The organism is Actinomadura fulvescens (assembly GCF_039533225.1).
In the GTDB taxonomy this organism is placed as follows: domain Bacteria; phylum Actinomycetota; class Actinomycetes; order Streptosporangiales; family Streptosporangiaceae; genus Spirillospora; species Spirillospora fulvescens.
The window spans coordinates 64,117-78,154 of record NZ_BAAATD010000007.1; the positions used below are offsets into that span (position 1 = coordinate 64,117).

Annotated in this window: 12 protein-coding genes; 2 read left to right on the top strand and 10 right to left on the bottom strand. The window is 73.2% G+C overall.

What is annotated here, in order from left to right; all coding sequences use genetic code 11:
- Window positions 1-7 precede the first annotated feature (7 nt).
- Window positions 8-1,621 carry a carboxyl transferase domain-containing protein gene (locus tag ABD333_RS25405; RefSeq protein WP_344544814.1) on the bottom strand — a complete coding sequence of 538 codons (1,614 nt, stop codon included), beginning with the start codon at window positions 1,619-1,621 and terminating at the stop codon, window positions 8-10.
- Between the two features lie 101 nt (window positions 1,622-1,722).
- Between ABD333_RS25405 and ABD333_RS25410 the strand changes: the two genes are divergently transcribed.
- The gene (locus ABD333_RS25410) at window positions 1,723-2,307 is read left to right on the top strand and encodes an SACE_7040 family transcriptional regulator (protein WP_344544815.1); all 585 of its coding nucleotides are present in this window, start codon (window positions 1,723-1,725) and stop codon (window positions 2,305-2,307) included.
- A gap of 19 nt (window positions 2,308-2,326) precedes the next feature.
- Here the strand turns inward: ABD333_RS25410 and ABD333_RS25415 are convergent, their stop codons facing one another.
- On the bottom strand, window positions 2,327-3,739 hold the full coding sequence (locus ABD333_RS25415; protein ID WP_344544816.1) for an extracellular solute-binding protein: 1,413 nt from the start codon (window positions 3,737-3,739) through the stop codon (window positions 2,327-2,329).
- 5 nt (window positions 3,740-3,744) lie between these two features.
- Window positions 3,745-5,826 carry a vWA domain-containing protein gene (locus ABD333_RS25420; RefSeq protein ID WP_344544818.1) on the bottom strand — a complete coding sequence of 694 codons (2,082 nt, stop codon included), beginning with the start codon at window positions 5,824-5,826 and terminating at the stop codon, window positions 3,745-3,747.
- A gap of 188 nt (window positions 5,827-6,014) precedes the next feature.
- Here ABD333_RS25420 and ABD333_RS25425 point away from each other — a divergent pair, with 188 nt between their 5' ends.
- On the top strand, window positions 6,015-6,944 hold the full coding sequence (locus tag ABD333_RS25425; RefSeq protein WP_344544820.1) for a hypothetical protein: 930 nt from the start codon (window positions 6,015-6,017) through the stop codon (window positions 6,942-6,944).
- 123 nt (window positions 6,945-7,067) lie between these two features.
- Here the strand turns inward: ABD333_RS25425 and ABD333_RS25430 are convergent, their stop codons facing one another.
- The 7 genes from ABD333_RS25430 to ABD333_RS25460 form a co-directional block, all read right to left on the bottom strand.
- Window positions 7,068-7,742: an adenosylcobinamide amidohydrolase gene (locus ABD333_RS25430; protein ID WP_344544822.1), complete on the bottom strand. Its 675-nt coding sequence runs from the start codon at window positions 7,740-7,742 to the stop codon at window positions 7,068-7,070.
- A gap of 10 nt (window positions 7,743-7,752) precedes the next feature.
- Window positions 7,753-8,523: an ABC transporter ATP-binding protein gene (locus ABD333_RS25435; RefSeq protein ID WP_344544823.1), complete on the bottom strand. Its 771-nt coding sequence runs from the start codon at window positions 8,521-8,523 to the stop codon at window positions 7,753-7,755.
- Window positions 8,520-9,557 (bottom strand): FecCD family ABC transporter permease, encoded by a 1,038-nt coding sequence (locus ABD333_RS25440; protein WP_344544824.1) that lies wholly within the window; start codon window positions 9,555-9,557, stop codon window positions 8,520-8,522. Before ABD333_RS25440 ends, ABD333_RS25435 begins: the two co-directional genes overlap by 4 nt.
- A complete protein-coding gene (locus ABD333_RS25445; RefSeq protein ID WP_344544826.1) occupies window positions 9,554-10,504 on the bottom strand; it encodes an ABC transporter substrate-binding protein in 951 nt (316 codons plus the stop codon). The genes ABD333_RS25440 and ABD333_RS25445 overlap by 4 nt, the downstream gene beginning before the upstream one ends.
- A 274-nt stretch (window positions 10,505-10,778) precedes the next feature.
- Entirely contained in the window at window positions 10,779-11,690 is a 912-nt protein-coding gene (locus tag ABD333_RS25450; RefSeq protein WP_344544828.1) for an LLM class F420-dependent oxidoreductase, read from the bottom strand.
- Between the two features lie 52 nt (window positions 11,691-11,742).
- Window positions 11,743-13,020 carry an ArgE/DapE family deacylase gene (locus ABD333_RS25455; RefSeq protein WP_344544830.1) on the bottom strand — a complete coding sequence of 426 codons (1,278 nt, stop codon included), beginning with the start codon at window positions 13,018-13,020 and terminating at the stop codon, window positions 11,743-11,745.
- Between the two features lies 1 nt (window position 13,021).
- Window positions 13,022-13,969 (bottom strand): methionyl-tRNA formyltransferase, encoded by a 948-nt coding sequence (locus ABD333_RS25460; protein ID WP_344544832.1) that lies wholly within the window; start codon window positions 13,967-13,969, stop codon window positions 13,022-13,024.
- Window positions 13,970-14,038 lie beyond the last annotated feature (69 nt).

Below are 14,038 nucleotides of genomic sequence, written 5' to 3' on the forward strand. Positions count from 1 at the left end.
CAGGCACTCACATCCGGAAGACGCCGTAGCCGACCGGCTCCAGCGGTGCGTTGGCGGCCACCGACAGCCCGAGACCCAGCACCCGCCGCGTGTCGGCGGGGTCGATCACGCCGTCGTCCCAGAGCCGGGCCGTGGAGTAGTACGGGTTGCCCTGGCGTTCGTACTGGTCGCGGATCGGCGCCTTGAACTCCTCCTCGGCCGCCGCGGGCCAGTCCTCGCCGCGCGTCTCCAGCTGGTCGCGCCGCACGGTCGCCAGCACGCTGGCGGCCTGCTCGCCGCCCATGACCGAGATGCGCGCGTTCGGCCACATCCACAGGAAGCGGGGCGAGTACGCCCGGCCGCACATCGCGTAGTTGCCGGCGCCGAACGAGCCGCCGATCACGACGGTGAACTTCGGCACGCGGGCGCAGGAGACGGCCGTGACCATCTTGGCGCCGTGCTTGGCGATGCCGCCCGCCTCGTACTCGCGGCCGACCATGAAGCCGGTGATGTTCTGCAGGAAGACCAGCGGCACGCTCCGCCGGTCGCACAGCTCGATGAAGTGCGCGCCCTTCTGCGCCGACTCGCCGAACAGGATGCCGTTGTTGGCGATGATCCCGACCGGGTGGCCGTGGATGCGGGCGAAGCCGGTGACCAGCGTCGCGCCGTACTCCTTCTTGAACTCCTGGAAGCGGCTGCCGTCGACGATCCGGGCGATCACCTCGCGGACGTCGTACGGCGTGCGCGGATCGGGCGGCACGACGCCGTAGAGCTCGCCGGGGTCGGCCGCGGGCTCCTCCGGCGCCGCCGTCTCCCAGGGGCGGGGCTCGCGCGGCCCGAGCGTGCCGACGATGTCGCGGACGATCCGGAGCGCGTGCGCGTCGTCGTCGGCCAGATGGTCGGTGACGCCGGATACGCGCGAGTGGAGCTCGCCGCCGCCGAGCTCCTCGGCGGTGACGACCTCGCCCGTGGCGGCCTTCACCAGCGGCGGGCCGCCCAGGAAGATCGTGCCCTGGCCGCGGACGATCACGGCCTCGTCGCTCATCGCCGGGACGTACGCGCCGCCCGCCGTGCACGACCCGAGCACCGCGGCGATCTGCGGGATGCCGCGGCCGGACATCGTCGCCTGGTTGTAGAAGATCCGGCCGAAGTGCTCACGGTCCGGGAAGACCTCGTCCTGCCTGGGCAGGAACGCGCCGCCCGAGTCGACGAGATAGACGCACGGGAGCCGGTTGTGGAGAGCGACCTCCTGGGCGCGCAGGTGCTTCTTGACCGTGACCGGGTAGTAGGTGCCGCCCTTGACCGTGGCGTCGTTCGCGACGATCACGCACTCGCGGCCGGCGACCCGGCCGACGCCGGTGATGATCCCCGCGCCGGGGGCCTCGCCGTCGTACATGCCGTGCGCGGCCAGCGGCGACAGCTCCAGGAAGGGCGAACCCGGGTCGAGCAGCGTGTCCACCCGGTCGCGGGGGAGTAGCTTGCCGCGCGCGACGTGCCGTTCGCGTGCCCGCTCCGGCCCGCCGCGCCCGGCGCGGTCGAGGTGCTCGCGCAGCGCGGCGGCGAGCTCCGCGTTGTGCTCGGCGTTGCGCTTGAACGCCTCGCTCGCGGGATCGGCGCGAGTGCCCAGCTCAGGTCCGGTCATCACCCGTCCTCGTCGACTGGTAAGACTGACTGGCCGCCAGTTAATGAACGTTAACACGGTGATGTTAATGGTCATTAACATCGCCGGTCTAGACTTCCATCATGACCTCTCCCGCGGGGCCGGCGACACCCGAGGTCCCCACGCGCCGGACGGAGATCCTCGCCGCCGCCGCCGAGCTGTTCGCGCGGCGCGGCTTCCACGGCGCCTCGATCGGGGACGTCGGGCGCGCCGTCGGCCTGACCGGCCCGGCCCTGTACCGCCATTTCAGCGGCAAGGAGGCGGTGCTCGCCGAGATGCTGCTCGACATCAGCCGGCGCCTGCACGCCGAGGGCCTGCGCCGCGCCGCCGAGCCCGAGGCCGCCCGGGCGCTCGACGCCCTCCTGCGCTGGCACATCGCGTTCGCCCTCGACAATCCCGCGCTGATCACCGTGCACGAGCGCGAGCTCGACAACGTGCCCGAGACGCAGCGCCACGAGATCCGCCGGCTCCAGCGCGCCTACGTCGAGGAATGGGTCCGCGTCCTGCGCCGCCTGCGTCCCGGCCTGCCCGAGGACCGCACCCGCGCCGCCGTGCACGCCTGCTTCGGCCTGCTCAACTCCACCCCGTACAGTGCCGCCGCCCTCGACCGCGAAGCCATGGCGGGGCTGCTCCACACGATGGCCCGGTCCGCCCTCACCACCGCCTGATCCACGCACGCCACGGCGTTCAGCAGGAGGCGGTCTTGCCGTCCAGGGCGTCGTCGACGGCCGCGGCGAACGCCTCGCGCCCCACGCCGGCGCCGGTGAGGATCTTGCGGGCGCAGCCGCGGAACGTCGTGGAGAACGTGGCGTAGTGCTCGGTCACCGGGCGCGGCCGGGCCCGCGTCAGGGCCGCCACGACGGCCTTCGCCAGCTCGGTGAGCCGCTCGGACGTCACGCTGTCGGGCTCCCCGCCGGCGTTGTCGCGGCCGGTCGCCTGCCGTTCCCGCTGCGAGCAGGTGGCGATCGACCGCACCGCGCCCGGCCGCAGCACGCCGGGAGGGAGGCCGAACGCGGAGAAGCGGGCCGGGGCGAAGCCGCCGCAGGAGAAGATCTGCTGCTGGCTCTCGGTGCCGGTGAGGTACTGGATCAGCGCCAGCGCGTCGCGCTGGTGGCGGGAGCTGGCCGAGACCGCCAGGCTCTGGCCGCCGAGCACGGTGTGACCGGGCGGCGCCGTCACACCGAACCGCAGGTCGCCGCCGTCGCGCAGCCGCGGGTCGTTGGCCAGGTGCCGGTAGGCGTACGGCCAGTGGCGCAGCAGCGCGTCGTCACCGCCGTCGGTGAACGCGTCGATGCTCTCCTGCTCCTTGAACCCGCGCAGCAGCGACGTCGAGAGCGGCTTGCCCGGGCGCATGCGCCGCGCGACGGCCGTGAGCGCGGGATGGACCCGGCCGGCCAGCTCGGCCCGGCTCGGGCGGCGCGTCCCGGTGAGCACGTCGGCGGCACCGTGGTTCCAGGCGAACTCCAGCGCGTTGACCGTCAGCCCCTCGTAGTCGCCGAGCTGGGCCGTGTGGGCCTCGTTCGGCCAGTCCCGCGGCTGCGCCGGGACCCTGGCCTTGTCGCGGTGATAGAGGAGCCCGACGTCGAGGTTGAAGGGCACCGCGTACTGGCGGCCCTTGTACGCCCCCATGGCGAGCACGGCGGGGAAGAAGTCCCGGGAGTCGGCGAGCGCCCCCTCGTCGATCTCGTCGAGGGCCTTGAGCCGGCCGTCGCGGGCGAACTCCGCCGTCCACTGCGCGTCCATGATCAGCACGTCGTAGGCGCAGGTGCCGGTCTCCTGCGCGGCCTTGAGCTGGCTGTACTGAAGGTCGGCCGACGGCGACACCTCGACGAGCCGGGCCTGCGGACGCGAGGCCCGGGCGCCGTTGTTCCAGCTCTCCACCAGTGCCCGGCGCCGGTTGCCGAGGCTGACGTCGGTGCCGCCCGCGATCGTGAGCCGGTCGCCGCAGGCGTCGGGGAGCGCGTCGTACGAGGGCGGGACCAGGACCGCCACGACGACGATCAGCGCTCCCGCCACGGCGCACAGGAAGGCCGCGAGCCGGTGCTCCCGCGTGCGCTCGCGGATGCCCTTGTGCCGCGTCCCGCCGGTCGCCATCGCCATCGCCGTCACCGCAGCTCGGCGAGCAGGCGCGCGGCCTGCACCTCGTCGGGGTCGCCGGTCAGCTCGCGGCATCGGCCGCCGACGGCGTCCGCGACCCGTGCGGCCGGGGCGGTGCCGCAGCCGGACGGACCGGTCAGCAGGAGCGTGACGACGACGCCCGGATGCCTGGCGTGGAACGCCCTCAGCCGTCCGAGCGCCGCTTCGAGGTCCGGATTGGTGCGGGCCGACTGGCCGTCGGTGACGACGACGACGTGCTTCTTGCCGGACTGCAGGTCCGCCGCCTCGACGGCGTCGGCCAGCGGCAGGTCCGAGCCCGCGGCGACCTGCGCCTGCAGCTTGCCGCTCACCAGGTCGGCGTGCTGGGAGGACACCAGCCCGCTGCGCGCGTGCGTGGTCACCGTGGGCGTCCGATCGTCGCCCGTGGCCCGCGCGAACGACTGGATCCCGATGACGTCGTCGCCCTTGAGCTGGCTGACGAGGCTGCGCAGGACCGAGACGCCGTGCGTCAGGCGCGAGCGGTTCACGCGCTTGGTCGTCGGCGAGCTCATCGACCCGGAGGCGTCGATCAGCAGCGACACCAGGACCTTGTCGCGGACGGCCCCGATGGCGTCCAGGGAGTCCTGGACGCCGGGCACGTCCGTCCCCTTCATCAGCGACGGCACGGTGGTGGCGCCCGGACGGCCGAGGGCGTCCAGGTAGGGATGCGCCGGATCGGACGTCCGGGGCTTGCGGAAGACGCCGCCGGCGTCCCGCAGCCCCTGCGGCGTCAGCGGCCGGTCCCGCAGCCAGTCGCGGAATCTCCGCACCGCGCCGTCGCGTTCCCGGTCGTCCTGGCCCGGCCATCTCACGTGGACGAAGCGGTAGTCGAGGGCCGGAAGGTCGCCGGCGTAGTAGGGGTGGAGCCGCCAGCCGTCGTACGGGGCCTTGCCGGCGTCGACCGCGTCACAGCGGTCGCCGAGGGCACGGCCCGCGTTGTAGTCGTTCAGCACGTGCTCCGGAACGGCGATCGCGAAGCCCTTGGGCGGGCCGCCGCCCCGTTCCCACGCCCGCTCGCGGAGCTGGCACAGCAGCGACACGGCGTCGGGCGCCAGGAGGTCGGGAGGGCTGACGAAACGTTCGGCGGCCTCGCCCGACTCGGCGAGACCGGTGTTGGTGACCGCCTGGTGGAGCACGGGCGTGACCGCGAGCGCGGCCGTGGAGCTCTCCGGGATCGGCCGGGCGATGCCCTTCAGCGCCGCCTCCTTGAACCGGTCGAGCAGCCCGGCCGTGGTGTCGCGGCCCGGACGGGCGTTCTCCCGGTAGACCGTCTCGTCGTCGTCGCCGAACAGCGCGAGCACCATGGGCGAACGGCCGACGGACGCCGGATGGCGCGTCAGCGACGGCGGGGCGCCGGACGCGGCGAGATCCGCACGGTCGGACGCGTAGTCGTACTCGGCGGGGGAGGACGGGATCCAGATGTCGGGCTGCGGGCCGAGCAGCTGCGTCCCGACGCCGGTCCTGTCCTGCTCCCAGTCGCGGGCGAGGCCGTTGCGCACGGGCGTGGCGCCCGGCTCGGCCGTGACGGTCACCGCGTACCGGGGGCATCCCCGGACCCGCGTGTCGGCGATGAAGTCGGCCGCCGCCGCCCGCAGCGGAGTGAGTGCCTCGGGGGTCGTCATCACCCGCAGCTCCAGCGGGCGTTCGCACGGGCCGCCGGACCCGGGCCACGTGCGGACCCCCGCGACGGCGCCGAGGACGAGCCCCGCGAGCGCCGCGCCGGTCCCGACCCAGAGCAGCACGGCCGCGGACCACCGCGCCGAGTCGTCCGGGAGCAGCTCCAGCACCTTCCGGAGGAACTCCGGATGGTTGTAGAGCACGACCACGAGGACGGCCAGCAGCGCCAGCGAGACGCCGCCCCAGACGATGAGGGCGATGCCGAGGTCACGGGAGAGGACGAGGAGCAGGGGCGAGGACGCGACAAGAGAGGAGACGATCAGTGAGGTGGCCAGCTCGACCGTGAACGAGCGGACGAAGGTCGACCTGCGTGCGGGCGGTGGCGGCTCCTGGTGTTCGTCGCTCGATCGCTGGCTGTCGCCCGGTCCGGCCATTCAGTCCTCGTCGCCGTCATCGCCCCCCCGGATCGCTCCGATTGTATGAGGACGATCGCGCCGCGTCAGGGGCTTGACCGGGCCGCTATCGGCCGGATCTTGACATCGCGGCCGGGACGGGAGGAAAGACACCGAAGTTGCCGGCGTACGGTTCGAACGCTTCGGCGGGCGACTGCGTACTACCCGGCATGACGGACCAGAGGGTGGCGCCTTTTGACGGCGGTGCGATGGTCGGGGACGAGGCCAACGACGCGGTGGCGGTCTGGCCGTGCGCGAACTGCGGGCGTCCCGTCCCGCAGCCGGTGCGCGGCGCCCGGACGGTGCGCTACTGCCAGGACGACGAGGGCAGGTGCGCGGCGGAGGCGAGCGAGCGGCGCGAACGCGGCCGCCAGACCCCGGGCCTGACCGGTCAGGTCGCCTGGGCCTGGGAGATCGTCGAACGGCTGGAGGGCGCGGCCGACCAGCTCGCCGGCTCGCTCGCCGCGGAGTTGAGCGTCGCCGGGGTCGAACGGCGGGTGGCCGCCGCCCACGCCGAGTCGGCGGGCCGGATCGCGGCGGCTCAGGAGGAACGGGACGCCTCGCAGCGGCAGGCGCAGTCGGCCTGGCAGGAGGCCACCCTGGCCCGCGCCCGTGCCGACCATGCCGAGAACACCGCCGCGGAGGCGCGCAAGGAGGCCGAGCAGGCGATCGCCGAACGGGACTCCGCCGTTCGCGAGTCGGAGGAGGCGAGGGAGGCCGTCGAACAGGCGACCGCCGCCCGGCTCACCGCGGAGAGGGCCGCCGAGGACCTGCGTTCGGCCGTGCGCGACGCCGAGACCAAGCGCGGGCAGGCCGTCGCCGACCGCGACCAGATCCAGGCGCGCCTGCACGAGGTCGAGCAGTACAACTGGCGGCTCTCGCAGGCGGTGGAGGAACTGCGCGCGACCGTTCAGGCGCTCACCGGCGAACGTGACGCCGCGCGGGCCGAGGCGGAACGGGCACGCCGCCACATCGACACCCTCACCCAGCTGACGGGCCAGAGCGCCCCGCAGCGGAACGGGACGCGGCCGCCGATCGAACCGGAGCCGCCGACCGGGGTCCATACCCTCCACGAACTGCGACTGCCCCACGCCGGCTGATCGACCCCTAGGCCGGCCGACCAGGAGAGGAGGTGACGCGTTCCTTCGAGCACTGGCATAGCACCGGCATAGCACCGGCCGCCGCACCGGGGCGGCGGCCGGTGCACGACCCTGCCGACCCTGTCAGCGGGCGCGGCCGAGTTGCGCCGTGTAGTCCAGCGCGCCCGAGTGGACGGCGGCGTGCACGGCCCGCGCGATCCGTGCTCCCCATGCCGAACGTGGCCCGGCGAACGGCTCGGCCTCTCCGGGACGGCCGTCCGGGGCCGCGACGCAGATGGCGTCGGAGGCGGTGCCGGTGCAGGGATAGCCCGCCTCAAGCAGCGCCTGCGTCTTGGCTTCGGTCGCGGTCACGACGGCGTTGACCAGGGCGGCATCGGTCAGCGGCACCGGGACCGCGACGACGATGTTGACCGTTCCCGGCTGCCGGACGGCCGGGGCGAGTTCGGGGTCGGCGACGCCGGGCGGGGCGGCGGCCCACGTCGGTACGCGCAGGCCGACGGTCGCGGTGACCGACACTCCCTCGTCGGAGCGTTCGACCGTACGGTCCACCGCGGCGGCCGTGAGCATGCCGACACCCGGTCCGGAGAGCCCGTACCGCTCCGCCAGTTCCATCAGGTGCGCCGCGGGGTCCACGCGTCCGTAGGCGCCCGGCACCTGCGCGTTGAGCACCCAGGCGGCCGGGCCGATGCCGCCGCCGACCAGGGCCGACGAGATCATCCGCATGCCGGGACCCGCCCGCCAGATCGTGGACGGCAGTGCCGTGCCGTCCTCCTCGCGCCACACCAGCTCGACGTTCAACGGCGCTCCTTCACGGCCGCTCCAGGGACAGGACCGGACGGCCGTCGGGCCCGGGCGCGACGCGTACGCGCGCGTCGAAGTGCTCCGCGACCGCCGTCGCCGTCAGCACCTCGGCGGGCGGGCCGGCCGCCGCCACGCGTCCCGCCGACAGCAGGACCAGGCGGTCCGCGTACTGCCCGGCCAGGGTCAGGTCGTGGATCGTCGTCACCACCGTGAGCTCGTCGGCGAGCCGGAGCTGGTCGATCAGTTCCATGACCTGCTGCTGGTGGCCGATGTCGAGGGCCGTGGTCGGCTCGTCGAGCAACAGCACCGAGGTCTGCTGCGCGAGCGCCCGGGCGAGCACGACCCGCTGGCGCTCGCCGCCGGACAGCTGGTCGAGGGAGCGCGCGGCCAGCCCGGACAGGTCCAGGCGTTCGAGCACCTCGGACGCGACGGCCCGGTCACGCGCGCTCTCCCGGCCCAGGTGCGGGATGTAGGGCGAGCGGCCGAGCAGCGTGTAGTCGAAGACCGTCATGCCGATCGGCAGGTTGGGGCTCTGCGGCGCGTACGCGACGATCCGCGCGCGCTGGCGGGGCTTGAGGGTGCGCAGGTCGGTGCCCGCGACCTCGATCTCCCCGCGCGCGGGCCGCAGCCCGAGGACGGCGCGCAGCAACGTCGACTTGCCCGCGCCGTTCGGCCCGATGACGGCCGTCCACGATCCGCCGGGCACCTCCAGAGTGACGCCTCTGAGGACCGGGCGGCCGTCCAGGTCGACGTCCAGGTCCCGTACCGCGACCGTCATGTGTCCACCTGCCTGCGGGTCGCGCGCAGGATGAGCACGAAGAACGGCGCGCCCACGAACGCCGTCACCACGCCGAGGGGCAGCTCGCCGGGCGCGACGACCGTACGGGCGACGAGATCGGCCACCTCCAGGAACGCGGCGCCGATCAGCAGTGACAGCGGCAGCACCACCCGGTAGGAGCCGCCCGCGAGCCGCCGCACGACGTGCGGCACCACGATCCCGACGAACCCGATCAGCCCGCTGACCGCCACCGCGCACGCCGTGGCCAGCGACGCCGCGACGAGCACGGTCAGCCGTACCCGCGCGGCCGACACCCCCAGCGAGGCGGCCTCCTCCTCGCCGACGCTGAGCACGTCCAGCAGGCGGCCGTGCAGCAGCAGCACGACCGTCGAGACGATCGCGTACGGAGCGATCATGGCGAGCGTCGGCCAGTCGGCCAGGCCCAGCCCGCCCAGGATCCACGAGAAGATCCGCTGCAGCTCCTCCGCGTTGGCCTGCTGCAGGAACGTCTGGACGGCGGCGAGGAAGTTCGACACCGCCACGCCGGCGAGCACCAGCGTGGCGGCGCCCGACCCGTTCCCCCGGCCCGCCGTGCTGCCGAGCGCGTACGCCAGGAACACCCCGGAGATCGCGCCCACGAAGGCGGCCAGCGGGATCGCGAGCGCCGGGTCGCCCGGCATCACCACGATCACCAGCGTGGCCCCGACCCCGGCCCCGGCGGCGGCGCCGAGCAGGTACGGGTCGGCGAGCGGGTTGCGGAAGACGCCCTGGTAGCCGGCGCCCGCGATGGCGAGCAGCCCGCCCACCGCCGCGCCCAGCAGCACCCGGGGCAGCCGCAGCTCGAACAGCACGTTGCGTTCGACGGCGGTGAGGCCCGAGTCGGCGTCGACGAACGGCACCCGGTCGAGCAGCGCCTTCACGACGCCGGTCACCGGGAGGTCGGCCGCGCCGACCAGCAGGGCGGCCAGCATCGTCGCGGCCAGCACCAGGACGGCGGCGCCGAGCTGAAGGGGCCGGAGCCGGGCCGGTGTCACTTGCCGGCGGACGCCTTCTGCACCGCGGCCCCGATGGCCTTGACGAACTCGGGCAGGCGCGGGCCCCAGCGCGAGGCGATGTCGTCGTCCAGGGGGATCACGTTCTTGCCCTTCACCGCGGCGAGGTCCTGCCAGCCGCCGCGCTTGGCGACGGCGGCCTCGTTCTGGCCGCAGCACTTGGTGTCGGCGAGGAAGACCAGGTCCGGGTCGCTCTTGAGGAGGTACTCGCGCGACAGCCGCGGGTAGCCGCCGGCCGCCTTCTCGGCCTTGTCGGCGACGTTGCGCAGCCCGAACAGCCCGTACACCTGGCCGATGAACGTCTTGGACGTCACGGTGTGCAGCTGGTTGTCGAGCTCGTGGTAGTAGCTGAGCGTCTTGCCGCTCGCGGGCTTGGCCGACCCGACGGTCTGCTGGATGCTCGCGCGCATGTCGTCGGTGAGTTTCTTGGCATCGCGCTGGTGACCGGTGGCCACGCCGAGGTCGTCGATCTCGTCGTACACCTCGTCCAGCTTGGTCGCGGCGGGCTCCAGCAGGACGGGGATCTTCACCTTCTCCAGGGCCTTCACGATGCCGTCCATGTCGTCGGACAGCACCACCAGGTCGGGCTTGTACCCGATGATCGCCTCGGCGTTGGGCTTGAAGCCCGACAGCTTGGTCTTGGGCGCCCCGGCCGGGAAGTTGGAGTACTCGTCCGCCGCGACGACCAGCTTGCCCGCGCCGATGGCGAAGAGCGTCTCGGTGTGCGTGGGGGACAGCGACACGATCCGCTTGGGAGGCGCGGGGATCGTGACCGCGCCGTTGGCCGCCTGGACGGTGACCGCTGTGCTGTTTCCGGCCTTCTCACCGCCGGACTCGGTGGTGTCGCCGCACGCGGCGGCCGCCAGCGCCACCACACCGATCAGGACGACGGCGCGCAGGGAACGTACAGGTCTCGGTGCGGGTCTCACGAGGGGGGCCTCCATGGCTGTCCGGAAGGCGTGACCCGTGGAAGACGGATCGCCCCTTCCGCGAGGGTCGAGAGTCGTCGGCGCGTGCGGAGGCGACCTGGCTCGGTCGTTCGGGAGGGGACCCTCGAAGGACATCACAGTTGCGGGACAGCGCCGGGATCACACCGGACTTCGCTCCATGACGCGCGTGAACTGCAACGTTAGCAGCAGCCGCCGGAAGGTCCCGCGCGAGGGCGGCGACCTCTACGAGATTATCTCTACCGGATGAGGGACTCTATCGGATGAGGGATTTCAGGAAGTCGCGGGTGCGGGCGGCCTCGTCGCGCGGCAGGAACTCGCCCGCCACGAAGTCGGTGACACCGGCCTTGGCGAGCTCGTCGAGCCTGGCGCCGACCGTGTCCTCGTCGCCCACGATGGCGAGGTCGGCGGGGCCGTCCGCGCCCTCCCGGTCCATCATCGCCCGGTAGGACGGCAGCGTTCCGTACACCTCGAACGCCTTGGCCGCCCGTTCCCGCGCCGCCGCGACGTCGTCGGTGACGCCGACGGGCAGCACGCAGACGACGCGCGGCGCCGGACGGCCCGCGGCCTGCGCCGCCGCGGTGATCGTGGGCGCGATGTGGTCGCGCACGGTCACCGGTCCCGTCATCCACAGAACGGTGCCGTCGGCCCGTTCGCCGGCCAGCTTGAGCATCTTGGGCCCGAGCGCGGCCAGCAGGCAGGGCACGCGGCCCTCGTTCGGCACCGACAGCCCGATCTGCGCCCGTACGGTCTCACCGCTGAACGAGACCGGCTGGTCGTCGAGCAGCGGCAGGAGCACCGACAGGTACTCGTCCATGTGCCGCAGCGGCCGGCCGAAGTCGTAGCCGAACATGTCCTCGATGACGATCTTGTGTGAGAGCCCGATGCCGAGCGTCAGCCGCCCGGGGCCGAGCGCGAGCGCGGTCGTGCGGGCCTGCTGCGCCAGCGTCGCCGGGTGGCGCGGATAGGTCGGCACGACGGCGGTGCCGAACTCGATCCCGGGCACCTGGCCGCCCGCGACCGCCAGGGCCGTGAGCGCGTCGACGCCGAAGATGTGCGACAGCCACGCCGAGGCGAACCCGTCGTCGGCCGCCCGCCGGATGTCGTCGGTGAGTTTGACCAGCGCCTCAGGCCCGCTCCGTTCCCGCAAGGACACGCCGATACGCACAAGGACCTCCTCGGTTGCCCGAATGAACTCGTTCGATCCTGTCATACGCCGTTCAGCGGATACCGCAGTGGTCGACGGCCAGGAGGGCCAGCGTCCGGGCGGCGGTCGCGACCTCCTCGATCGGCACGCACTCGTCCGGGGCGTGCATACGGTCGATGTCGCCCGGACCGTACTGCACGGTCGGGATGCCGCCGAGGCCCGTGAGGAGGCGCAGGTCGCTGCCGTAGGGAGCGCCCCACGACGCGGGCGCCGCGCCCGTCACCGCGATGTGCGCCTCGGTGAGGCGCCCGAGCAGCCCGCCGTCCTCCTCGGGCGCGCGGCCCGAGGCGAAGGTGCCGCCCCACCACTCGACCTGGACGGGATTGCGCGCCAGCCAGCCGTCGGACGCGCAGGCCTCGGCGACCACCTGCTCCAGCGCCTGCCGCGCCGTCCGGGTGTCCTCACCGAGCGCGACGCCGAGCCGGCCCTCGGCCACCAGTTCGCCCGGGACGGTGGACGACCAGTCACCGGCGTGCACGGTGCCGATCTCGATCGCGTACGGGATGGCCCAGCGGCGCATCAGCGGGTCGACGCCCGTGTTGCGGCGGGCCTCCAGGGTGCGCAGCGCGGCGAAGACCGGCCAGAACTTCTCGACCGCGCTCACGCCGGTGTCGCGGTAGGCGGCGTGCGCGGGCCGGCCCGGCACGCGCAGCCGGAACGTGAGGGCGCCCGCGTTCGCCGGGACGAGATCCAGCCCGGTCGGCTCGGGGATCACGCAGGCGTCGGCTCGCCACCCCCGCCGCAGCAGGGCGTACGAGCCGAGCCCGCCGTCCTCCTCGCCCGCCACGCAGGCGACCAGCAGGTCGCCGCGCAGCGCGGCCGGCAGGCGGCGCAACGCCCGCACGGCGAACAGCGCGGCGACCAGGCCGCCCTTCATGTCGCAGGCGCCGCGCCCGTACAGCAGGCCGTCCCGGACGTGCCCGCTGAACGGGTCGCCGCTCCAGCCGGAGAGCTCGCCGGGCGGCACGACGTCGACATGCCCGTTGAACATCAGCGAACGGCCGCCGCCCGCGCCGGGCAGCCGCCCGACCAGCCCCATCGCCTGCGAGCGCGGTGCCTCCATCCCCGGGAAGGCGGCCTCGGCGGCGACCTCGTCCACCGGGATGTCCCAGTGGTCGGTCTCCAGGCCCTCGGCGCGCAGCCATCCGGCCAGCCGGTCCTGGATCTCGCACTCGGCCAGCGAGCCGCCGACGCTCGGGATGCGGACCAGCTCGGCGAGCAGCGCGGTCATGGCGGCGGTCTCCTCCTTGACCGCCGCCGCGATCTCCGCCTGTACGTCCTCGGCGGACACGTCAGGGGCGATCGGTGAGGTAGCCGCCCATCGTGCGGAACACCTCCCGCGCGGGCAGGTCCCTGCCGTCCTCGGTACGGACGCGCTCGACGACCAGGCCGTGGTCGCGGCCGAACCGGGCGCCGGCGCCCGCGACGATGACCACGCCGTCGCCCTCGGGGATGAACACCCGGCCGGGAGTGCCGCCGTAGACGCCCTTGGAAACCGATGCCTTCAGCACGCGCACCCGCTCGCCCTTGTAGAAGGTGAAGGCGTTCGGGTACGGGTCGGACTGCGCGCGGACGAAGCGCTCCAGGTCTTCCGCGGGCCACGTCCAGTCGATGGCGCTGTCCTCAAGGGAACGCTTGTGGAAGAAGCTGGCCTTCGTGCGGTCCTGCGGTGTGAACTTCGCCTCTCCCGAGGCGATCAGATCGAGCGATTCCTGAACGATCGGGCCGATCAGGTCCACGGTCCGGTGGAACAGGTCCGTCGCGGTGTCGTCCGGGCCGACCGGCACGGCGCGCTGGAGGACGATGTCACCGGCGTCCAGCTCCTCGTCCATCATGTGCGCGGTGACGCCGACCTCGCTCTCGCCGGCGATGAGCGCCCAGATGATGGGGGAGAAGCCGGCGTACTTGGGCAGCAGCGAGTCGTGCACGTTGAGGGTGCCGTGCCGGGGCAGGTTGAAGATCTCCGGCGGGATCCAGGTGCGCCAGTTGTTGGCGACGATGAGGTCCGGGTCGGCCTCCTTGAGGCGCATCATCAGCTCCTCGTCGCCGGGCCGGTTGCGCAGCAGTACCGGGACGCCGTGCTGTTCGGCCAGGTCGGCGACCGAGTCGCTCCAGATCTTCTCGTACGCGTGGTCGCTCTTCGGGTGCGTCACGACGAGGACGACCTCGTGCTCGGACTCCAGAAGTGCCTGCAGTGTGCGGTGCCCCCAGGTCTGGTAGCCGAACATCACGACCCGCATGGTGCCTCCTTGTGAGGGGGAAGACGACAGGTTAGGCTCACCTTCATTAGGTGAGCCTAACCTAAACGT

Bases quoted from the DNA above. Each gene is read 5' to 3' on its own strand.
- ABD333_RS25420 (WP_344544818.1), bottom strand. From the start codon at position 5,826: ATGGCCGGACCGGGCGACAGCCAGCGATCGAGCGACGAACACCAGGAG.
- ABD333_RS25435 (WP_344544823.1), bottom strand. From the start codon at position 8,523: ATGACGGTCGCGGTACGGGACCTGGACGTCGACCTGGACGGCCGCCCG.
- ABD333_RS25460 (WP_344544832.1), bottom strand. From the start codon at position 13,969: ATGCGGGTCGTGATGTTCGGCTACCAGACCTGGGGGCACCGCACACTG.
- ABD333_RS25425 (WP_344544820.1), top strand. From the start codon at position 6,015: ATGACGGACCAGAGGGTGGCGCCTTTTGACGGCGGTGCGATGGTCGGG.
- ABD333_RS25405 (WP_344544814.1), bottom strand. From the start codon at position 1,621: ATGACCGGACCTGAGCTGGGCACTCGCGCCGATCCCGCGAGCGAGGCG.
- ABD333_RS25410 (WP_344544815.1), top strand. From the start codon at position 1,723: ATGACCTCTCCCGCGGGGCCGGCGACACCCGAGGTCCCCACGCGCCGG.
- ABD333_RS25415 (WP_344544816.1), bottom strand. From the start codon at position 3,739: ATGGCGATGGCGACCGGCGGGACGCGGCACAAGGGCATCCGCGAGCGC.